We start from the raw sequence: 20,243 nt of genomic DNA, 5'->3' as shown, positions 1-20,243 counted from the left end.
AACCGATCAGATTACTCCTGCGCCAACTGCATCACGGCATCGGTTTCAGCGCCGTTGCGCATTACAGTCAGTTGAGCCTGTGCTTGTTTGTCTGCGACCAAAGCGTCCAGCATGGCGTCCAGGCTTTCCTGACCATCAATGGCCGCGCCGGTCTGTGCTTCAGAGATCAAAACATCACCGCGCTGCAGGTCTCCGGCTGCTTCGGCAGGGACGGTGGTGACGACTGTTTCCCAGTTTTGCCCATCGTCGTTGCGGATAGTGAAGCCATAGCCGTTTTCCAATCCGACCATGCGGATGGCGGGCAGGGCTAGCAGGCCGTTCTGGGCAAGAGTTTTGCCAAGCGGGCGATAACGGGCCGTTACGCGGATGTATCCGTCAGGATCAATTGCGAGTTCGTCCAGCACCTGTGCTGCAAAACTTGCATTCTCGCGGACGGGTTCACCATTCAGAGTGTAAATCGCGGCGCCGCGTTTGACCCAGTCACCGATCACCGACATATCTTGCGACGGATCAACACCGGTAACTGCGATGATGCTGCCCGTCGACGCACGCCGTCTGGATGTCTGGAAAGGAATTTCGACATCCCAGTGCGCAAAGGATACCTGTGTCTCTGCCGGGATCGCGGTTTCAACGGGGGCAGTTGTGGTTTCGACTGTTTGGGCTTGGGCCTCTTCTGTTTCAGTCGTCTGGGCCTGTGTCTGCTCGACAGGCGCCTGAGCTGGTTCTGCCTTTTCGGGTGCCGGATCAGCTTCGTCCGGCGTGATATTTGCGGTGGCGACCTGCTCGACAGGTTCGGGCTTTTCTGCCACCTGATCTTCCGTTTCTTGCGCCGCAGGTGCGGATGCAACTGCAACGTCCTGAGCGGGTTCGGACTTGTCACCAGCCATCAGGAAATAACCGCCCGCAGCAAGACCAACCGCGACGACAGCTGCACCGGCAAGCAGCTTGCCACTGCCACCGGAACCGCTCTTGACTACAGTGTCCACTGCGGTGTCTTTGTCTTCTTTGGACGTGAACTTGGCAAGTTCATCTTCGTCTTTGTCTTCATTCCCAAGTGTAAGATCTGCGTTACCTGCCAGAAGGGCGGTAACCACAGCTTCGGCATTCTCGCTTTCGGCCTTGATCCGGGCCTTTTCGGCCTCTTCATCTTTGCGGTCCATGCCCACGATGACCGAGACAGGACGGTAGGCAAAAGTATCGAACATGACGTCCGGACCGCGGAACATGCGCAGCCAGTCCAGCGCGCTTTGCAGACGGTCGGTAACGTGCACCTCCATCGCCTTGTCGATCGCCTCAAGGAACCCTTCGGGATAACCATTGAACCGACCGGCCAGCGGGGTGTAGGGGTCTGCCTGACTGTTGTTGAAGGCGCTCAGGCGGGTCTGGCCGTCAATCGGGCGCTCGCCGCTGATGGCGTGGTACAACGTGGCGGCCAGCACATAGAGGTCGCTGCTGGGTCCTTGATCGGCCCCGCGAACGTAGAACTCATGGGGCGAGTACCCGTCCTTGATCACCCGCAGGGTCAACAACGCAGCGGACTGGTTCGCGGCCTGCTCGCGCGCGGCACCGAAGTCGATCAGAATCGGCTCGCCGTTTTCATCGATCAGGATATTGTCGGGCGAGATGTCCCGGTGCAGCATGCCGCTCTGGTGGATGAACGACACGGCCGACAGCATCTTTTCGGTGACCTGAACGATGAAGTCAGGGCCGGCCTTGTTGTCGGCGTTTTCGACATAGTCCAGCAGGTCGCAGCCCTTGATGAAGTCCATCGCGATATAGGCTGTGTCGTTGTCCTCGAACACCTGATGAACGTCGACGATATTGGGATGAACCAGACGTGCGTGGTTGCGCGCCTCTTGAATGAACAGCTCGATGATCGCGCGCAGATCGTCTTTATGATCCGGATTGGTGGCCTCGACCAAGTCACCGTTCCGTTGGCACAACGCACCCGGATAGCACTCTTTGATTACGACCTCACGGTCCAGACTGTTGCGTGCAAGATAAGTGATCCCAAAGCCGCCATTGCTAAGGTATCGCAGGATTTCATACTGCCCGTGCAACAGTTTGGCGCCGGGTTGAAGTCCTTCAATTTTCGGTTCGTCGTGCGATGCACCGACCGCCTGGTTGTGGCTCATTTCTTTCCGCCCGTTCTAATCGTTTTGCGGTTTTCTTAACTGGGCAAATCTACCCGCGAACTCACAACCAAACACAACCGCAGGACACTTGAGACCGTTAGACGTTTCAAATTTGACTTTATTGGGGCCGCCTCATGGCTTCACTATGGACCGTTTTCGAGAGTGAGCTATATATTGCTGTATGGTGCGTTGAGTATACTAAATATTGAAAAAAGGCCTGCACAAAATGCAGGCCATCGGTCGTTTGTCCCCGGTTGGTCAACGGACTCGAAAAACTCAAAGCGTGATTCCACGAGGTTCGAATCGTCGCAATGCGGCGCAATCTTAACAGAAGGTTTCTACGTGCCGGTCTTGGGCTGAACCGAATCCACACTGCTGCCTGCCCATGCGAGATTGTCGCTGAGCTGCGCAAGTATGCTAACTGCGTCCTTCAGTGGCGCTTCACCAGATTCGAATTGAAGCAACAACAACAGATCCGTCGCCTTTTCGAATTCACCGGGTATCCAGTCGGCCTTGGGGTCAATCTCGTCCCCTTGTTCCAGACGTTCGGCAAAATCTTCGACGATTTCCTGACAGGCATGCAGGAATGCCGAAGGTTCGATATCGGATGATTCACGAAGATCTTCGTAGATGCTGGCAATCGCGGCCAGCCAGTCCTCGAGGATAGGGTTTTCCAACGGCGGCAACGCGGATTCCAAAGTAGCATGCATGGACATGGAGTCCGATTGCGTTGCCTCGGGTTCAGGGCCGGCAATGGTTTCCAAAAACGGCAGGAAATCCTCTTTCAAATCGGCCCGCGCAGCCTCCAAGTCAGCCACCCGGCGGTCGGAAGCAATCTGCAGGACCTGTTCAGCTAGATCCTGACCTCCGCATGTCTCCCAGAGAGCGAAATCCGGCTCGGGCTCTTGCGCCATAGCGCGCACGGCAACCGGGGTGCCGATTGGCACGACCGAGCGGAACAGATCACCCTTTTCCTTATTGAGGCGTGACAGAACACGGTCAAGCGCGTCTCGGACCGGCGGCAGATCGGCGTGGGTCACAGCCAGCAGACTGTTGACACGCAGCTCTTGCGGCACCCGCGTCCAGAGATGACGCTCGGTCTCGCGCCAGGCGTTGGTGCCGTTGGTGCACCATATCGCGCAGTCCACAAATTTCAGCAGATCCAGCGTTTCTTTATAGGTGTCGTCCAACGCCCCGGTTCCGGGGAGATCGAACAAGGAAATCTCCTGCAGCGCAGGAGTGTTGAGCCCGACGGAAATAAAGTCAGGTTCATCTGCGGCGGCTTTTTCCAACGCTATACCGGAATAGACTTTGGGTTCTTTGTCCCACCAGCCAACGGTGGTTTCCGGCGTGTCGGAATAGGCCACGATCACCAAAGGCAGTTTCAGGTGCTGTGGTCCCGTAGGTAGAATATCCGCCCCGGCCAGCATGTTGGCGAGGCTGGATTTACCCGCCCCAAACTCCCCGGCAAAACCGATATTGACCGCGTTGGACAGCCGCCCGGCATGGGCAAGGGCGCGTTCGCGCATCTCATCCAGCATCGTGTCGTTCGGCAGGTTTTCGGTCGCGGTCAGAAAGCGTTCTAGTTGCCTTACTTCCTGTTCGGTTCCGGGAAATTCGATCATTCCGCAGCCTCTGCTAATCTTTTGTCTATGTCATCCGAGCCAAAGACGGCACCCAATTCTTCGGCGATGCGTTGCGCGTTGTCAAAGGCCGCCTGTGCCTTTGCCCGCTCATTGGTTTCACCGTTTCCGGTGCGAAGTTCAAGATGACCGGCCAACAGCGCCAGATAATGATCCAGAACCGTGTTTAAACGCTCAAGCAAATCACCGCGTGCGGTGTCTACCAGATCGTCGCCGATCATTTCGAATTCTTGTACAATCATGCGTTCGGCCCGAGAGACAACGCTCTTGCGCGAAATGAGCCGCGAAAGCCAGCTGACCCGCAATTCAACAGTGATGCCACGGGTCAGCGCCGTTGTATCCGGGCGGAACCACCGAACAGCGCTGGTGTTCATCCGGTTATCGGTCGGATCTTGCCAACCGGGCAGGGCGCGCAGGGCCGCGTTGCTTTGCATGTCGATTGAATACAGTTCGCTCAGCATGCGTTGGCGCACGACCTGAGTCGCACCCTGCACAAGCTCGCGCATGCGGTCCCGCAGCGGCGTGAAATTCAACTCTGTATCGCCGCCCTTTGCCAGCAACGGTGAATCTCCGTTCGGACCTCGCACCACTACCGACACGGCCTCGGCAACAGTGTCGTCCATGACTCCGCGCAGATTGGCCAGAACATCATCCATGTCGTTGACGATTCCAGCTGTCTTCTCGGTTACAAGCGCGCGTAAATCCGCCAGGGTTTTGTTGTTTTCGCTCCCGTTTTCAGCGGTCGGGGTGCTTTCCTCCTCGATAGCGCGCAGATGTGCTCTGCTGCGCTCAACGTCGCCTTGCGCGAAAGTGTTAAGATGTTGCCAGGCCATCCGAAGATGCTCGTTGCGAGGTCCTTGGGTCAGGGCATTTGTGACGTGCCGACGCAGGTCTGGCAGACCCGAGGCGATCATTGCGGCAAACCGCAGCACACCTTCGCGGCTGATCGGTCCCGGACCCTGTTTGATCTCTTCCACGCCGTCCAGGTATTGCTTCATCTGCTCTGGATGTGCGCGCAGCCAAGCAAGGATTTCATCGTGGTTGATGCCGGTTTCATCACCCGTCAATGCGTAGTGCGCCCATTGTGCGCTACCCATCAGAACATCGATGTTTGAGTTCCCAAGAGCCTGCTCAAGACCCTCCATAACATCGGCCCGGACTTTGCCAGCATCTTCTGCGCCACCACCCAGTTCATCGACTCGGTTAATGAACACCACGATCTGACCCAATTCCAACGCCTGCATCAGGCGGAACAGTTTCAGGTCTGCCCGCGACAACGCCTGATGCGCGGATAGGACAACCACAAAGAAATCGGATTCCTTAAGATACTGACGCGAGATTTCTTCGCGGATCAAAAGCGGGTCATTCACGCCCGGCGTGTCTGTCACCGTCAGCGGAAACGGGAAATGACCGATGTCGAAAAAGACCTCGGCCTTGCGGGTGATGTCGCTGTAAAGGCCGCGATCCGAACCCGGATCGTGTTCGCCTTCTTCGGTTGGATCATCTCCGGCGCAGACATAGCGCGCCAGGTCGTCCGAGGTTAGTTTTTCAAGGTCGTGATGTTGCCCCAGCAGGTGTTTGTAGCTTTCGCCCAAACGCAGTTTGGCGCGGGTCTTCATCGCTTCGACCTGCTCTTCGATCATCTCGCGTTTATAGCTGTCCTCGTCATCGGGAAACATGTTGCGCAGTTCTTCACCTTCGGCGATCAGCGCTTGCCACTGGCGGTTGTCGAAGAAATGGAACTCGGCCCCCGAGGTCCGCCCAGAGGGGTGGCCGAAATGCATGTCGGTGATCACTGTCGTCCAGGGGTTCACATCTGACGGCAGATATTCTGCCTGACCGGTGAAACCGTTGATCAGACGGGACTTACCCGCCTTGATCTGCCCGACAAAGGCGATCGAAGGTTTCAGATTTGTCAGATCTCCGACAATGCGCGAGATGAACTGGCGGGTCTCGTCATTAGACGACCCATTCATGTCTTCGGCAATGCGGATTAACTCGCGACGATTGATTTCACTCATAAAACTTACCCTGGTAACTCATAATCACAGATCGAATTCATCGAAAAATTGAACGAATGGGGAGTAATCATCCGTCTGGCCTTTTCAAAGTGGCCCACAAATTGACAACAGCACCCAGCTTGCGAGTCTCGTGTACGGCGATTGAAAAACTCTCACCGTCATTCAGAATGGCCAGCCCGGCGCCCTTACCACCCGAGGGGCGCATGACAATCAACTGCGGATGGTCCATCACGTTGGCCGTGTCGTTGTCCCATCCCGCAAGGTCACTGGCGAACCGGGCCAGCAGATCGGAACTCGGGTGCAGCGGCCCCCCCTCATCACAGGTACCATCCATACGCAACGATGCCCCGTCTGTGGCTTGGACCAGAACCCGGCCCTGGGCAAACCTTTCCGAACCGTCATAAAACCGCTGCGCCAGCGAGTCGGCGGGTTCTTCCGTTACTGCTTCGTCAGCGGGCGCGGTTTCTTTGGGCTCATCCGGGACAATGGAAATGACCGGGTCCACAGGCAGTTCGATCTTTTGGCATGCGCTTTCGATCTCGCTGAAGGTAATGCCCACATCGTCGGCCTCAAGCGCGGTGTCGGGTTGTAGCGAAATCAACTCCAATGGACCGGGGGCGGCGGCAATGTCGGTCACCAGTTTTGCCAGTTTGTCAGCCAGTTCCTCGCGAGGTTCGGTTTCGAAATCCGGAGCAATGCCGGATTGAACCCTGAACACATCCGTGATGCGGGAACTGTTGACCTCGATGGCAAGGCAATCACCATTGGCGGCGGTAAACTCCAACCGGCGCGGCAGAATAGTGCCACGAATGGTATTCAACACCTTTTCGCGCCGAAGTCGGGCAGTTTCCCCAGGGATCGTTACCGCCGGGTTCAGGCGCGCCACAGCCGAGCGCCCGATGTCGTCGAGCATCTCGAGTATGTTCGTATCCACCATGCCGTGACCCCCTCTGGTCCCCATTTATACTGCGGCCGCGACCGGCCCCAGGCTAAGATGTGATTTAGTCAGCGCCAACCCGACATTGGCGCTGCTGCGACAGATGTAGCAGACCACATGATCGGGATATTCCCGGGTCCGCAGAAAGATATTCAACCGGTCATTCGAAAACACCGCGATTTCCCCAAATCCCGGATTGTCGCTCTCTTGGGCACCGGCCATTTGAAGCAATTCTTCAAAGGCTTTGACCCCGCGACCTTGAAATAGGTTAGCCACGGCCAGGGCCAGGCTGTCCAGCACGTCCGCAGCGTCAGGATCCAGGGTGTTGGTCCCCAGCAACATCCCTGTTTCCATATCGACATACCCGGCTGCAATACAGTCGGGTATGGTTTCCATTGCGGCGTTCAGTGCGGCTTCGATCGTCATCGTTTGCTACCTGAGGTTTTGGTCATAATACGCGGAACTCCGCGCCACCGTTTTCTGCGGTGTTGGGGATTGGGCGGCCGGGGGTCTTAGCATAGCGCGCGAAATGCTCGGCTGCGATCTGGTCGAATTCCTCAAGGAACGCTCTGAACACTTTCTTCATGCCTTCGACATCGTCTGGCAAGTTCTCATCTGCGGTAACGTCCCGCCACATTGTTGCTGCGCTAAGCGGAGTGCCCTCTGAAACATCCAACACCAGTTCTTCACTTGTGTCTTTTACTGGGGCTGGCTCGTCTGCAGGAGCTCCGTTTGACAACGGGACAACCTGCATGTTCACAAGGCCGCTGGATTCCGGCTCAGGTTCGTATTCCTCATCTGAGCCATTTGGCTGTTCTGCCAACAAAGCGGCAATTGACGACACCGATACTTCGGTCGGCTGTTCTTCTGGCTCGTCGACTGATGCCTGTGCCTGTTCCGGCGCGTCGGCCAACTTATCTTCCAACGACTCCATAAAAGGATCCGAAGATGCAGTGTCAGGCTTTTCCGAAGCCTCAACTGGTTCGGAATCAGCCAGGATGTTGACGTCGTCGTCTTCGAGGTCGTCCTCTTCCAGCAGATCGAACGAGTCTTCCTCTGACATTGTGTCCGTGAATTCGGCCAAGTTCAGGCTGTTGTTTTCCGTATCCCGGAAAAAGGCGCGCAGATCGTCCCCTTCAATGTCCGATTGGGGCTCTGGCACTTGCGTCTCAGCTTCCATTTCAGCGCGCAGGCGCCCGGCCTCCGCCGCGTCAATACGCTCTTCGCGGACAGGATCTTCGGTGCGACGCTCTACACGGGCAGGACGGACAGGAAAGCTTGTGACGACTTCATCATCCTTGGCGGTTTCGGCAACAGGGTTCACCAGTTTCAGCGGGGCTGGTTCGTTTGCCTGTTCATCCTTTCGTTTAGGACGGACGGGCTGAACGCGCGGGGCATCGGACATACCGTTGTCGATTTGATAACGCGTGAGTATGTCGGCGCGGTTGTCCATGATCTGTTCGGTGATCTGCAAGAAGCTATCGACCATCTTACCGCCGCCACTGCGGGCCCAAAGCTCGGCATCTCCGCTCTTGTCGCGCGCAGTGATTGCATCACGGGCTGAAAACAGAATCGATCGGTTGAACAGATGGCCCGCTTCGCGGTTGACCCGCCGCAGAACCTTTTGACGGTCTTTGGGACCCAGCACGTCGGCTCGGGTGACCAACAGCAGAGAGTTGTGCTGCAGCCGTTCCGGCAGAGATACCCATGTCGCACGCTCGGTTTCGCGCCAGGCCTGGGTCGCGTGCGTACACCACAAAACTCCGTTGGCCTGCCCGACTGCACGACGCCAGACGTCGCTTGATATCTTCGGGTCTGAGATGCCGGGGGTGTCGATCAGGTCCACCGCTTCCAGAATGTCGGCCTCAAGAAAGATACGAACAAACTGGGCGTCATTGACGCCAACGGATTCCAGCTGATCCAGCGTGATATTCTCGCGGGTTCCGTCCGGTCTTTGCACATAGGCAGATTTTTTACCCCAACTGAACCAGACCGGCGGCAGTTGCGTGGCGGTGACCTGTGTCGGCAACGCTTGCGAGCGAAGCAAAAAGTTCATCAGCGTCGATTTCCCGGCACTGAACTCTCCCATCAACGCAAAGATCGGTTTGCGCCGGGACCACTTTTCAATGCGTTCCCATGCCTTAGGAGAGACGAAGCGGGTTTGTGAATCTTTTGCCATATCGCTACTTATGCTGCCTCGTTACTAAGATCTTTCAGGATGTCACCCAGGATGTCGTCGCGCGATTTCTTGGGGGTCATACCTGCCGTCAGGGCCGCCTGGTTTGGATTCTGGTCGGCAGAAGCTGAAATGTTCAGCAGAGTTTCTTTCTGCTCGCGCAGGAAGTCCGACAAACCAGCCCGAACGTTTTCTAGGACCGCTGCGACCTGGTTTTCCTCCAGGTCTTTTGTGATCGAGTTCGCCTCGGACGCAATCAGGCGGGTGTAGTCAGCGGCATAAGCCTCGAACCCTTTTCGGCGTTGCCACCACCGGCGCCACCACGTACTTTGCAAATCCAGTGCGATGGTGCGGCCGATACCCAGTGGCGGCGGCACACGAGGCACAATGGGGGCTTCGATGCTGAACTCGCCCAAATGGTTGCCCAGCAGCTTTTGATACAACGCCTGAACGTCTGCCGCAGCGGAGTTGTAAAGCGCTCCGGCGTCTTTGCGCATCGCGCGGGCAAAGCTGAAATAGGCCGCCTTTTGCAGGGTCCGCAGGCCCGCAGGGTCGTACTGCCATGTGCCTTGCTCGCCGTGCTGCTCAAGATGAGAAATCAAGGAGTCTGTTGCGCGTTTAACAAAATTTGACTCCGCCGAATTCAACCGCTCCAGCACTTTGTTCCGCAAAGAGGTCGTCAAATCAGCGGCCTTCTTCTCATACTCCTCGATAACCTTGGCGATTGCTTCTTCCGGTGACGCACCGTCCAGATCTCGCACGACGCCCTGACCGTCAGACAGGTTCTTGGCTACTGCGGTTGCACGAATTTGACTTGCGATGTTGCGTGCCCGGTGGCGTACCCTGTCCAACAACCGGGTGCCGGCCCCCTCGGCGATGCGTTCATTCATCGCCAGAAGCAAGTCAGGCAAGCCCGAAAGCGCCCAGATTTTATCGAGTGACGGGGCCTGATCGCCAAACCCGGCGGCCAGATAGAAGGTGTTCAGGGCCTCGCGCGATTCCTCGGACAGGATTTCGGGATTCCCGGTCAGGGCTGCCTCGGCCCAGAGGGCGCTGCCGAAGACAACGCTGGTATTGGTGTCAATGTTGTTCTGTTTCAGCGTGTCCTGAATCCGATCGCGAATCTCAGGCACCTGATTGACCGGATCGGACAATTCGTCGATCCGGTTCACGAACAGAATGATCTGGCGGTTTTCGAACTGCGCAATGATCCGCATCAGTGCCATGTCCATTGTGGTCAGCGCCTGGCTGGCCGCCAATACCACAACGCAGACCTCGGACCCACGCAGACTGCGCAGGGTGATCTGCTCGCGCACCATGAAGGTATCGTTCACACCGGGCGTGTCGCAGAGCTTCAGCGAGATCGGGTATTGCGGAATGTCCATGAACAGCTCCGCCGACTTGGTGACGTCGGCGAAGCGTCCGGTCTTGGGGTTGATATCCGGATCGTCTTCATCGCCAAGACAGACATAGCGCTGGATCAATTCGTCGTCGAAATAATCATACTGGTGGCTTTGTCCCAGAATCAGGTCGAAATGCTGGCCCAGACGTGCTTCGGACTTGGCCTTCATTTCACCGATCTGACGGCGGATGTCCTCCATTTCGTCATCAGCACCGGCCCGGTTGGCCAGTTCGCCCAGACGGCCACCGCCAACCATAAGATTGTCCCACTCTTCCTGTTCGAAAAAGGTGAACTTGGCTTTTTTGTCGCCTTCGGTACGGGTGTTGATGTTCAGCGTCGTCACCACCGAGGTCCACGGGTTCACATCCGAGGGCAACAGAGCAGGGCGCCCGGCCAGAATGTTCACGATCGAAGACTTTCCAGCCTTAACCTGCCCGACCAGCGTCACGCTGGCCGTAAAGTTTTCCATACGCGTTCTAAGTGTCGCCAGCCGCGCCGAGGACCGCGCGTCTGCCACCTCTGTCAGTTGGTCAATCTGAGTGGACAACGCGGTCATGGCCGACGTCATTGGCGTCAGGGCTTCGTTCCCTACGGACAGAAGGTGATCGTTGCGGGCCATGGTCAGCCTCCGGTTCCAGTGGCAGCAATGTGGGGTTGATTCTGACCCTCTGAAGAACTGGTCAGGATGTCGATCCGGGCGATCAGGTTCAAAGCGTTACCCAAAATAGCGGCTTCGTCCCCTGGTGTGATTTCTTCGTAAGCCTGCGAATCCGCAAGCACTTCGATCGAGCTGAACTGTTCACTGTTTTCCAGCAGAGCCAGGCGACGCCCGGTTGGAAAACCCTGGGATTTGGTTTTCGGCAGCGGCATACGAGAGTTTGCCAGCAGATAATGCCCTCCCGAATGCGTGCGCAACGATACGCCAAATCCAGTATTTGGATGATCCCGGTTTAAGGACTTCAGTTCACCAAGAAAACTTTCGCGTGCAAGACCAATGGCGTCTTGCTCAGCAGCAGCAGAGTTCGTCATGTTGATCACGGCTTAGACCCTTGTGTTCGAGTTGAGCAAAAAACTCTTACGGTGCCCGAAGGCGGGAAAGACTCATTAACTCCCATTCGCTATCAATTACTGGCAAGGCGGTGTTATTTTGACGCGAATAAGATATTTTGGCGTTTGAAATGTGGCGTAAATATGAACGTGACTTTTGGCGGACTCTCAACCCTTGGGCGTGCGATCCGATTCCGGCAGTTGGCGGCTATGGGCGCGCAGTTGGGTGGAGCGACAGTTATCGCAGAATTCGTTGTAATTTGGCATGCTTAAGCAGAACTGTTGCCGAATGCAGGGGAGTGCGAACCTGTAAATCTCGATTGAGCACTGATCGAAAAAGCCAGGTTCAGCGTTTTCTTCGAGCCTTGCCGTTACTCAACGTAAGCGCGTTTAAAATGTGCCCGTTGAAATCTGCTTTGCGCAGAATTCGAATCTTCTAAATTTAGTGGGATTTCCAAACCGTCGGGTTATTTTTGATTAATATCAAAGAGTCAGCATGAGCTACTCTGGGCAAGCGGAACAAAAATGCCTGATGAGTGACGCGGAGTTTGTCCCGAAGTCTGAATCGATACTCGGGTTGCGAGCAAACAGCCGCGTTCGTCTTTGGCGAGATGGTGCCCAACAAACTTGCGTATTAGTGAAATTCCCTCTCGCGCTCGGTCGCAGGCTTTGTTATTGAGCACTTCGATCCGGCACACAGTGTCGGTACTGCGGGTGTGGCGAAATTGGTAGACGCACCAGATTTAGGTTCTGGCGCCGCAAGGCGTGGGGGTTCAAGTCCCTCCACCCGCACCACTTTGATTTCAAGCGAAAAACCGGCTTTGAGTGGATGCAATATAGCCTTTTCCTGGGGCCTCTAAGGTGCCGTTGCGCTTTTCCTTATTTCCACCCAGAAAATCCCGCGCCCACGAAGCTCTGATAACAAATGCACCAAAAACAAGAATGTAGGCTATACTCCTAACCATCAATAGACAGGAGACTGCCATGCTTTATCCACTTGCAACGCTTGAGGCCGACAAACTCAACGCAGTTCGGGCGCTTGAACAGGAGATCGGACGTCCGGTTGTTGCGCTTGCCGCCGTGGATGCCGAAACCGCCAATCTGCCGCAAGATGACCTGAAGAAGTTGCAGGCTTTGGAGGATGAGCTAGACGTTGTTCTTGTCGCAGTTCGGCCAAGCTAAGCACTTCAATAAACCGGACGAGGGCAGCTCTGCTTTGTTGCCTCCTGTCAGGTGCGTGCAGGCGTCAAAGGTGATCATATAGAGATGATCGGGCCTCTCTCGTCCAATGGGTGGCCGGACCGTTCGTACAAATAGAAATGACCTGTAAGGCGGTTGCCGACTGACAGTCTGCAAGGAACGACAGGTGTGCAAAGTTTATCTCGCCTGAGCTTCCGTTTCAGGGCTCGAACAAGTTTCGCAACGATTCCTGATCGGCATCAGGGTTCAAAAGGCCAATCATCAGCAACAGCCGAGCCTTCGTTGCCGGCAAGTTGCCAGCCAGAATGCAGCCGATCTTTTGCAATGTGTCACCTCCTCCGGCGTCCCCGTAAATGGGTTCGACGCTGCCGTGATAGACTCGCGTTGCGATGACCACGGGAATGTTCTTTGCCAATGCGTATTTGATCGCGTCAAAGACCTCAGCGTTGACATTGCCCGCACCGACGCCGTTTACGACAATGCCTTTCGCACCTGTATCAACGGCATGGCGTAGCAACCGACCGTCCGAACCGGCATAAGCCATGATCAGCGGCACGTCCGGCAGTGTTTTGGGCAGCGGGTCGGGCAGGCGGACACGTACCCGGTGCAGGCGGTCATTCAGACGTTGTACGTGGTTATCAAATACGTAACCTAGGTAGCCTTTTTCGCCGGAATTGAAGGTCTGTACATTGGTTGTCTGGGTCTTGCGCACATGCCGGGCCGAATTGATGTATCGGTTCAAGGTCACGGACACACCCCAGTTCTGTGCATTGGGCGACAGTACCTGAACAACCGCGTCATGGAGGTTTCCCGGGCCGTCTGGATTTGGACTGGATGCGTCGTTCATGGCTCCGGTGAAGACCACTGGTTTGTTGCTTTTCAGCGTTACATCCACAAAAAACGCGCCGTCTGCCATGGTGTCCGTGCCATGGGTGACCACCGCACCGCTGATGCCTGGGCGCGACAAGATCTCGTCCAGTGCGACGCTCAGACCAGCCCAGTCCCTGGGGGTCATTTGCGATGAATCGATATTGCTGAACTGATAGACGCCGATATTGGCGACTTCGGCCAACCCAGGCACTGCGGCTACCAGATCTTTGGCGGAAACGGCGGGTACGGCACCGCCGGTTTTTGGATCTGTGCGTTCGGCGATCGTGCCACCGGTGGCTATGATCGCCACCGACAAAAGGTTTGGATCTTTGGCCGAGAATTCCAGCGTTATGTCTTGTTGCTCGGCCTGCGCGATAATGGGGGACAACAGAACCAGTGGAAGGAAGAGCACGCGCAAAATTCGGGTGAAATCCATAGCTTTCCTTTCCAATATCTTGAAAACCTATGACTATAGGGATTTGTTTTTCAACCTAAATTGGGAAACCGGTATCTGTCATTACTTGAGCCAGGTTCCGGGCCGCGCCTGAACGCACGCTCAGTAGTCCATCTTGAGGGTCGCTGCTTTTTGATGCCTTGCCGATTTATGGGAATAAAGCTGTGTGCTCACTAACAGTAGAAGCGCGCCGATCGGCACACCTCTATGAATGGCGTCCGAAACTCTTTCATAGCCCAGAAAATCCAGGATGTCGCTGCCTGTCATGTACAGAAACAGCGCGGGGATAAAATACAGTGAGGCTGTTTTGATATTCGTGCTGTTGGCAACGTATCCAATGCGATGTAACCAGCCGGTAAGAGGTATGCGGTGCATTTCGATTGCCGCCAGCAAGTCATGAGCACCTTGATTGTTCGGCGCAATCCGGAGCGCTGCTCTTGCGTGCCGCTCTGCGGCCTCGTTATCCAAGCGCAGTGTTGCCAGCCGGGACGCATAGTAATGAGCTTGATCGTCATCTGGCGATGAAGACAATAGTGAGTTAGCCGCCGCGCTCAACGCTGGTATGTCGCGGTTGAACAATGCGCTGGCACATTGCTTCTCCAGCGCGTTTTTGTTCTCGGGATCCAGACGCTAGGCTTGTTTCAGCGCTGCCGCCGCCGCTTTGTCGTCGCCAAAAAATGTGTCCAGCAGGGATCGGACCACATGAGCACTGGGCAAGTTCGGGTCGAGGGCCAAGGCAGTATCCACGGCGCGCGACGCTGCAAAGCATTTACCTTGGACAAGCAGGCAATACGCCAGATGCACATGAATAAGGGCATTTTCGGGCTCTTCCTTCAACGTCTTGCGAAAATGCCCGAGCGCTTTGGTGTAGTCTCCCCGGTCCGTGGCTGCGATAGCAAGTAGGAAATCTCTATTGGAAAGCATCATGATCAGTACAGAAAATAGGCAAGGCCGCCTATCGCCTCACCCAAGGGTGGAAAGACGGCAAGCATAAACCCGGTGGCAAACCAGGAAGCGATGAGGAACAGAAGGGCAGAGGGCAGTCTCAGATTTTTTTGCCCAGTTGACCTCTGATGCAGATGATAAAGTTGACGCTGGGCCTGAAAGCGATGGCCCGAAGCAACGATTGCAACCACCAGAACGACGTTCAGCAGAACCTGACTGCCCAGACGTTCGATGCTGCTTTTTTCGAAACTGTCCTTGATGAAATCGATCAGCACCAGCAGTGGGGCGCAAAACAGGACCGAAGCAAGCAGCTGTCAGGCAAATTCTGTCTCCGAAAATATCAGGCTGAGGCGTAACGAAAAACCGCGCCAAGCTGTATTAGAAATCTGGCTAAATCATTTCGAAATCATAGGTCAAAAAATGCTTCAAGCTTCTCACACTTTGAACAAGATTCCGCTGACCTGTGCGATCTTTTCGCGTGCAGCCTGCAGGTCGGAGCTTTTGACCTTAGTATCTTTGAACAACTGGCACAGCCCAAATTCCATATGAGCCAGAGCTTCGTTCGAAGACATCGGTTGTGCCTGCAAGGCAGTCCGCATCCAGATCCCGTCGATCAGTGTTGTCAGGTTAAAGGCAATCTGTTCAACTAAGGTCGGCTCAACCATATGGCGCAATGCGCTCATCAGGTTGCTACGCATTCGAGAGTGGATGACATTCTGTATACGTAAGTATCGGGCGTTTTGCGGCACCTCTGCGCACAGACACACCCAGGCATGACAGATTTCGTGCTGGAAAAGTGTCGGGGCGAAATTACCGTAAACGATCGCGTAAAGCCGTTCCGCCGGTGTGTCGCTATGCGCAAACAGCGCGGTCACGCAACGGCGCGCTTCCGCGTTCGATTCACGCAAAACAGCTTCGAACAAAGCTTCTTTGCCGGGAAAATAGTGCTGCACGACTCCTTTGGACACACCGGCCTCTTTGGCGACCTTGTCAAAGGTCGTCCCCGCGATTCCATGAGTTTTGAGAATTTCGAACGCCGCCTCGGTCAATTGCTTGCGACGCATGTTCTTGATGGTCTGCTTTCTCATGTTAGGATCGCTTTCATGCTCAGCGTAATGCATGCGAAAGTATCATTCGGGAAGGCAAAAAACAAACACTGTTGACAAAAAACGGTCTGATGCACCAAATTACCTGCAACCGTACTGTTTTTTGATACGGACACTAAAAGGTCGAAAACGGCCAACGCACCAACGGAGGTTAACCATGAATTTCTCACGCAAACTGAGGCCCGCTTTGCTGGCCTCCGCCACGCTTATGTTAACAACGGGCGCGGCTCTGGCCGAACCGATCAAGATTGCCGTCAACGAATGGACCGGACAGCATATCTCGGCTCATTTCGCAGGTGCGCTGTTCGAAGAGCTCGGCCACGAGGTCGAATTTGTCACCGCCGGTGCGGTGCCGCAGTTGGCCGCGATTGCCGAAGGCAGCCTGCACTATCAGCCCGAGCTGTGGACCAACAACGTTGGTGACATCTATCCCAAGGCTGTTGAGGCCGGGGACATCATCGTTGTCGGTGGGCTGGGACTCGAACCGCAGGAAGGTTGGATTTACCCTCCGTACATGGCCGATCTCTGCCCGGGTCTGCCTGCTTATGAGGCGCTGTATGAATGTGCGCAGGCCTTCGCTGCCGCAGACACCTTCCCCGATGGCCGCCTGATCACCTATCCTGCAGACTGGGGCACCCGTTCGGCCGATTTGGTGGAACTGATCGACCTGCCGTTCAAGCCGGTGCCGGGTGGTTCGGAAGGCGCGATGCTGGCCGAACTTAAAAGTGCCGTGGCCGCAGAGCAGCCGATTCTTATGATGATGTGGCAGCCGCACTGGGTGTTCGCGGATACCGAGGTTGAATGGGTCGAATGGGATACGCCCCACGGCACCTGCGACGAGACCAGCCAGAAACGCGGTGAGGCCTGTGGTTTCCAGCAGGCAACCGTCGATAAGATCGTCGCCAAGGATTTTGCCTCAACCTATCCGGACGCGATGAAGATGGTTGAGTTGATGAGCCTCACAAACGACGTGCAGAACGCCCTGATCCTTGAAGTGGACCAGAACGGACGCGAAGTGAAAGAGGTCGTGGCCGAGTGGATGGGCGCTAACCAGGACGTCTGGCAGCCTTGGGTTGAAGCCGCAAAGCAATAACCAACACTGACTCCGGTGGAGCATGTTTCCGCGTGCTCCACCTTTTTCAAGGCTGCCGAAATGACCACATCTTCCCCGACCACCATCCCGAAACTGTCCTGCAAACATGTCTGGAAGCTCTACGGCAAAGGGGCGGATCAGCATCTGAGCAACGTCGATGTTGCCGGGCAAGAGGCCGACGAGGCCAAGGCTCTGGCGCAGAGCATTCGGGACAACGGCGGCATCGTCGCGTCGACCGATGTCAGCTTTGACGTCATGCCGGGCGAGATTTTCGTGATCATGGGTCTGTCGGGCTCGGGCAAGTCCACCATCGTGCGCTGCCTGTCCCGTTTGGTCGAACCTACCGCCGGAGAGATCCTGCTGGATGGGGAGGACCTACTGAAAGTTTCCTCAAAGGAACTGATCGATATTCGTCGGCACAAGATGGGGATGGTGTTCCAGAGTTTTGGCCTGATGCCACATCTGAATGTTCTTGAAAACGTGGCCTTTCCGCTGAAACTGCAGGGTCTGGACGACAAGGAACGTTTGGAACGGGCCGAGCGGGTGATTTCGCTGGTCGGATTGGAAGGGCGGGAAAGCAGCTTTCCCAGTCAGTTGTCCGGCGGTCAACAACAGCGTGTCGGCATTGCCCGGTCGTTGGCCGTAGAACCCGAGGTCTGGTTCCTGGACGAGCCCTTCAGCGCACTGGACCCGCTGATCCGGCGACAGATGCAGGACGAATTCCTGCGACTGCAGCAAGAGCTGCACAAATCCATCGTCTTCATTACCCATGATTTTCTCGAGGCGCTGCGCATCGCCGACCGGATGGCCATCATGAAGGACGGCGCGGTCGTTCAGATCGGACGCCCCGTGGATCTGATCCTGAACCCGGTTGATGATTACGTCCGCGAATTTACCAATGACGTCCCGTGGGAGCTGATCCTGACCGCAGGCGATGTGGCTTCGGACAGCACTCCACCCGCCGGGATCAAAGAGGTTCCGGCCTCAACCAATGTGGCCGACCTGCTGCCCTATCTGGCCTCACACGACACCGGCGTTGCGGTGCGCCGGGATGACAATGCGTTGGTGCACATGACCAGCCAGAACGTGATTGCCGCATTGGCCAGCGGTGTCTCGGATGCCTCTGCGGTCAAGGACTGACGCCATGGATGCAACTTCAAACAGATCGCTGGTGGTCTGGCTTGCGGTCACGGTGCTGGTGGCAATTTGCGTCGTGTTTGCCAAAAGCCTTGGGCCACTGGTAACTTATCCCGATGCGCTGGTCCTGCCGGTGACCGATCCGATGAACACCGCAATGCGGTGGTTTGTTGTGACGTTCGGGTGGTTCTTCAAGGCCATTTCCTGGCTGTTGGACTGGCCGATCCTTCTGGCCAAGACGGTTTTGCACGCGGTGCCCTGGGCAGCCTGGTTTGTGCTGTGGGTCTTTCTGGCCTTGCGCGCCGGGGGCAAAGGGCTGGCGATCTTTACCGCGGCCAGCCTGCTCTACATGGTCACATTCGGGTTCTGGACCCAGTCGATGAACTCTTTCGCTCTGGTATGTGTGTCGATCCCGATGGCGGTCGCCTTGGGTTTTGCGCTGGGAACATGGGGGTTCATGTCAGAGAGGGCCTATCAGATCATCATGCCGATCCTCGATCTGATGCAGACGGTTCCTGCCTTTGCTTACCTTCTGCCGATCTTGCTGTTGTTCGGCTTTGGCACAACGGTGGGTCTGGTCGCCTCGATCTTGTTTGCCTTTCCGCCAATGGTGCGAAACACCATCGTGGGTCTGCGCGGTGTCCCGGATGAGGTCATAGAGTCCGGTCTGATGAGCGGCGCCACTCCATCACAGCTATTCTGGCGCGTGCGGGTGCCGACGGCCCAGAGACAAATCCTGCTGGGGGTGAACCAGACAACGATGGCTTCTCTGTCGATGGTCATCATTGCCTCGATCATCGGGGGGACCAACGATATCGGTTGGGAAGTTCTGTCGACCATGCGCAAGGCACAGTTCGGGGAAAGCCTGCTGGCTGGGATTGTGATCGCGCTGATGGCGATGGTGCTGGACCGGATCACATGGGGATTTGCAGTTCAGACCAATTCGACGCAGCGCAAGGCGTCCGGTTGGATAACCTGCGCCGTCCTGTTTGGCGCGGCTTGGCTGTTGGCGCTGGTCTTTTCGCCCCTCAAAGACTGGCCCGAGGCATGGATCCTGAACCCGGCCCCGGCGATGAATGCCGGTCTGGAGTGGGTCTTCGTCGAATTCCGCACCGTTCTTGAGGCGATCAAGCGGGCGGCGCTGTTCTACCTGATGCTGCCGATCAAGATTGGCCTGGCTCAGGCCGTCAGCCCGTTCACGTGGGGCTTTGCAATGACCCCTGCTGTGACCGCTGGCTACGCGGTAATAGTCGCTGCAGTGGCCGGATATCTGGCCTTCAAAGGGCGATTGCTGCCAGCGCTTTGGGTCATCCTGTTTGCTCTCGTTCTGTATTCCGGGTTGACCGGACTGGCTTGGGTCGCGCTCTGCGCGATCATCATCGCTTTGGCGTGGCAGGCGGGCGGCACGAACCTCGCCTTGTGGGCATTAGCTGGAGTCGCGTTCCTGTTGCTGACCGGGATATGGGAGCCTTCAGTTGTCTCGCTCTACCTGTGTGGGGTGGGGGTGCTGCTGTCCTTCCTGTTCGGCAGCGCGATTGGCATTTGGGCATCCGAGAATGACACCGTATCGCGCATGGTGCGACCCGTGATCGACACATTGCAGACCATGCCGTTGTTCGTAATCCTCATCCCTTTTGTGATGGTGTTCAAAATCGGTGAGTTCACGGCCCTTCTGGCCATCATTGTCTATGCCATCGTCCCTGCGATCCGTTACACCGAGCATGGACTGCGCAATCTGCCGCATGACGTGATCGAGGCCGCAACGGCCATTGGCACGACACCACGTCAGTTGCTATGGCAGGTAAAACTGCCGCTGGCGGTACCGTCGATCATGTTGGGGCTGAACCAGACGATCATGTTTGGCATCTCGATGCTGGTGATCACCGCTTTGGTGGGAACCGACGATCTGGGGCAGCAAATTTACATCGGCCTCGGCGACGGTGATTTCGGGGTTGGCATGACCGCCGGGATCGGCATGGCCATCATCGCCATGATTGCCGACCGCATCACCCAAGGATTCAGCCAGCAAATTCAGGCGCGTCTTGGTGTGAAGCTGGACAACGCCGTCTGACAACAA

Annotated in this window: 17 protein-coding genes and 1 tRNA gene; 5 read left to right on the top strand and 13 right to left on the bottom strand. The window is 56.2% G+C overall.

The window, feature by feature from the left end; translation table 11 throughout:
- Positions 1–11: 11 nt before the first annotated feature.
- The 8 genes from GOW98_RS07360 to GOW98_RS07325 form a co-directional block, all read right to left on the bottom strand.
- Positions 12–2,135 (bottom strand): serine/threonine protein kinase, encoded by a 2,124-nt coding sequence (locus tag GOW98_RS07360; RefSeq protein ID WP_170330499.1) that lies wholly within the window; start codon positions 2,133–2,135, stop codon positions 12–14.
- Between the two features lie 338 nt (positions 2,136–2,473).
- Positions 2,474–3,760 carry a dynamin family protein gene (locus GOW98_RS07355; protein WP_170330496.1) on the bottom strand — a complete coding sequence of 429 codons (1,287 nt, stop codon included), beginning with the start codon at positions 3,758–3,760 and terminating at the stop codon, positions 2,474–2,476.
- Positions 3,757–5,799, bottom strand: coding sequence for a dynamin family protein (locus GOW98_RS07350; RefSeq protein WP_170330494.1), 2,043 nt, complete (start codon positions 5,797–5,799; stop codon positions 3,757–3,759). The genes GOW98_RS07355 and GOW98_RS07350 overlap by 4 nt, the downstream gene beginning before the upstream one ends.
- Positions 5,800–5,866: 67 nt before the next feature.
- Positions 5,867–6,736: a hypothetical protein gene (locus tag GOW98_RS07345; protein ID WP_170330492.1), complete on the bottom strand. Its 870-nt coding sequence runs from the start codon at positions 6,734–6,736 to the stop codon at positions 5,867–5,869.
- A gap of 24 nt (positions 6,737–6,760) precedes the next feature.
- Complete coding sequence (locus GOW98_RS07340) at positions 6,761–7,162, bottom strand: hypothetical protein (RefSeq protein ID WP_170330490.1); 402 nt, start codon at positions 7,160–7,162, stop codon at positions 6,761–6,763.
- 22 nt (positions 7,163–7,184) lie between these two features.
- Positions 7,185–8,915, bottom strand: coding sequence for a dynamin family protein (locus tag GOW98_RS07335; RefSeq protein ID WP_170330488.1), 1,731 nt, complete (start codon positions 8,913–8,915; stop codon positions 7,185–7,187).
- A gap of 8 nt (positions 8,916–8,923) precedes the next feature.
- Positions 8,924–10,933, bottom strand: a complete 2,010-nt coding sequence (locus tag GOW98_RS07330) for a dynamin family protein (RefSeq protein ID WP_170330486.1) — start codon at positions 10,931–10,933, stop codon at positions 8,924–8,926.
- A 2-nt stretch (positions 10,934–10,935) separates the two neighbouring features.
- On the bottom strand, positions 10,936–11,343 hold the full coding sequence (locus GOW98_RS07325; protein WP_170330732.1) for a hypothetical protein: 408 nt from the start codon (positions 11,341–11,343) through the stop codon (positions 10,936–10,938).
- 728 nt (positions 11,344–12,071) lie between these two features.
- On the opposite strand from GOW98_RS07325, the gene GOW98_RS07320 reads away from it, so the two are divergent.
- Positions 12,072–12,156, top strand: a tRNA-Leu gene (locus GOW98_RS07320).
- Positions 12,157–12,345: 189 nt separating this feature from the next.
- Positions 12,346–12,543, top strand: a complete 198-nt coding sequence (locus tag GOW98_RS07315) for a hypothetical protein (protein ID WP_170330484.1) — start codon at positions 12,346–12,348, stop codon at positions 12,541–12,543.
- A gap of 217 nt (positions 12,544–12,760) precedes the next feature.
- Here GOW98_RS07315 and GOW98_RS07310 read toward each other — a convergent pair whose 3' ends face one another.
- The 5 genes from GOW98_RS07310 to betI all read right to left on the bottom strand — a co-directional run bounded on the left by GOW98_RS07310 (position 12,761) and on the right by betI (position 15,918).
- Positions 12,761–13,882: an asparaginase gene (locus tag GOW98_RS07310; protein ID WP_170330482.1), complete on the bottom strand. Its 1,122-nt coding sequence runs from the start codon at positions 13,880–13,882 to the stop codon at positions 12,761–12,763.
- Positions 13,883–13,987: 105 nt separating this feature from the next.
- Positions 13,988–14,464 (bottom strand): hypothetical protein, encoded by a 477-nt coding sequence (locus tag GOW98_RS07305; RefSeq protein WP_170330480.1) that lies wholly within the window; start codon positions 14,462–14,464, stop codon positions 13,988–13,990.
- Between the two features lie 51 nt (positions 14,465–14,515).
- Positions 14,516–14,809, bottom strand: coding sequence for a tetratricopeptide repeat protein (locus GOW98_RS07300; protein WP_217359438.1), 294 nt, complete (start codon positions 14,807–14,809; stop codon positions 14,516–14,518).
- A 5-nt stretch (positions 14,810–14,814) separates the two neighbouring features.
- The gene (locus GOW98_RS07295; RefSeq protein ID WP_170330476.1) at positions 14,815–15,105 is read right to left on the bottom strand and encodes a hypothetical protein; all 291 of its coding nucleotides are present in this window, start codon (positions 15,103–15,105) and stop codon (positions 14,815–14,817) included.
- Between the two features lie 159 nt (positions 15,106–15,264).
- The gene (gene betI / locus GOW98_RS07290) at positions 15,265–15,918 is read right to left on the bottom strand and encodes a transcriptional regulator BetI (RefSeq protein ID WP_170330474.1); all 654 of its coding nucleotides are present in this window, start codon (positions 15,916–15,918) and stop codon (positions 15,265–15,267) included.
- Between the two features lie 175 nt (positions 15,919–16,093).
- Between betI and GOW98_RS07285 the strand changes: the two genes are divergently transcribed.
- Genes GOW98_RS07285 through GOW98_RS07275 form a run of 3 tightly spaced genes read left to right on the top strand, consistent with a single transcriptional unit; the run spans position 16,094 to position 20,237 of the window.
- Entirely contained in the window at positions 16,094–17,029 is a 936-nt protein-coding gene (locus GOW98_RS07285) for an ABC transporter substrate-binding protein (protein WP_170330472.1), read from the top strand.
- A 60-nt stretch (positions 17,030–17,089) separates the two neighbouring features.
- Positions 17,090–18,169, top strand: a complete 1,080-nt coding sequence (locus GOW98_RS07280; protein WP_170330470.1) for a quaternary amine ABC transporter ATP-binding protein — start codon at positions 17,090–17,092, stop codon at positions 18,167–18,169.
- A 4-nt stretch (positions 18,170–18,173) separates the two neighbouring features.
- Complete coding sequence (locus tag GOW98_RS07275) at positions 18,174–20,237, top strand: ABC transporter permease (protein WP_170330468.1); 2,064 nt, start codon at positions 18,174–18,176, stop codon at positions 20,235–20,237.
- Positions 20,238–20,243 lie beyond the last annotated feature (6 nt).

It is taken from the genome of Ruegeria arenilitoris, from assembly GCF_013032445.1.
Classification (GTDB): Bacteria; Pseudomonadota; Alphaproteobacteria; order Rhodobacterales; family Rhodobacteraceae; genus Ruegeria; species Ruegeria arenilitoris_F.
This window is presented reverse-complemented; position numbering and strand designations above follow the sequence as displayed.

Coding starts and splice junctions, on each gene's coding strand:
- GOW98_RS07330 (WP_170330486.1), bottom strand. CDS start 10,933: ATGGCCCGCAACGATCACCTTCTGTCCGTAGGGAACGAAGCCCTGACG.
- GOW98_RS07360 (WP_170330499.1), bottom strand. CDS start 2,135: ATGAGCCACAACCAGGCGGTCGGTGCATCGCACGACGAACCGAAAATT.
- GOW98_RS07315 (WP_170330484.1), top strand. CDS start 12,346: ATGCTTTATCCACTTGCAACGCTTGAGGCCGACAAACTCAACGCAGTT.
- GOW98_RS07300 (WP_217359438.1), bottom strand. CDS start 14,809: ATGCTTTCCAATAGAGATTTCCTACTTGCTATCGCAGCCACGGACCGG.
- GOW98_RS07340 (WP_170330490.1), bottom strand. CDS start 7,162: ATGACGATCGAAGCCGCACTGAACGCCGCAATGGAAACCATACCCGAC.
- GOW98_RS07285 (WP_170330472.1), top strand. CDS start 16,094: ATGAATTTCTCACGCAAACTGAGGCCCGCTTTGCTGGCCTCCGCCACG.
- GOW98_RS07350 (WP_170330494.1), bottom strand. CDS start 5,799: ATGAGTGAAATCAATCGTCGCGAGTTAATCCGCATTGCCGAAGACATG.
- GOW98_RS07335 (WP_170330488.1), bottom strand. CDS start 8,915: ATGGCAAAAGATTCACAAACCCGCTTCGTCTCTCCTAAGGCATGGGAA.
- GOW98_RS07275 (WP_170330468.1), top strand. CDS start 18,174: ATGGATGCAACTTCAAACAGATCGCTGGTGGTCTGGCTTGCGGTCACG.
- betI (WP_170330474.1), bottom strand. CDS start 15,918: ATGAGAAAGCAGACCATCAAGAACATGCGTCGCAAGCAATTGACCGAG.
- GOW98_RS07325 (WP_170330732.1), bottom strand. CDS start 11,343: ATGACGAACTCTGCTGCTGCTGAGCAAGACGCCATTGGTCTTGCACGC.
- GOW98_RS07280 (WP_170330470.1), top strand. CDS start 17,090: ATGACCACATCTTCCCCGACCACCATCCCGAAACTGTCCTGCAAACAT.
- GOW98_RS07355 (WP_170330496.1), bottom strand. CDS start 3,760: ATGATCGAATTTCCCGGAACCGAACAGGAAGTAAGGCAACTAGAACGC.
- GOW98_RS07345 (WP_170330492.1), bottom strand. CDS start 6,736: ATGGTGGATACGAACATACTCGAGATGCTCGACGACATCGGGCGCTCG.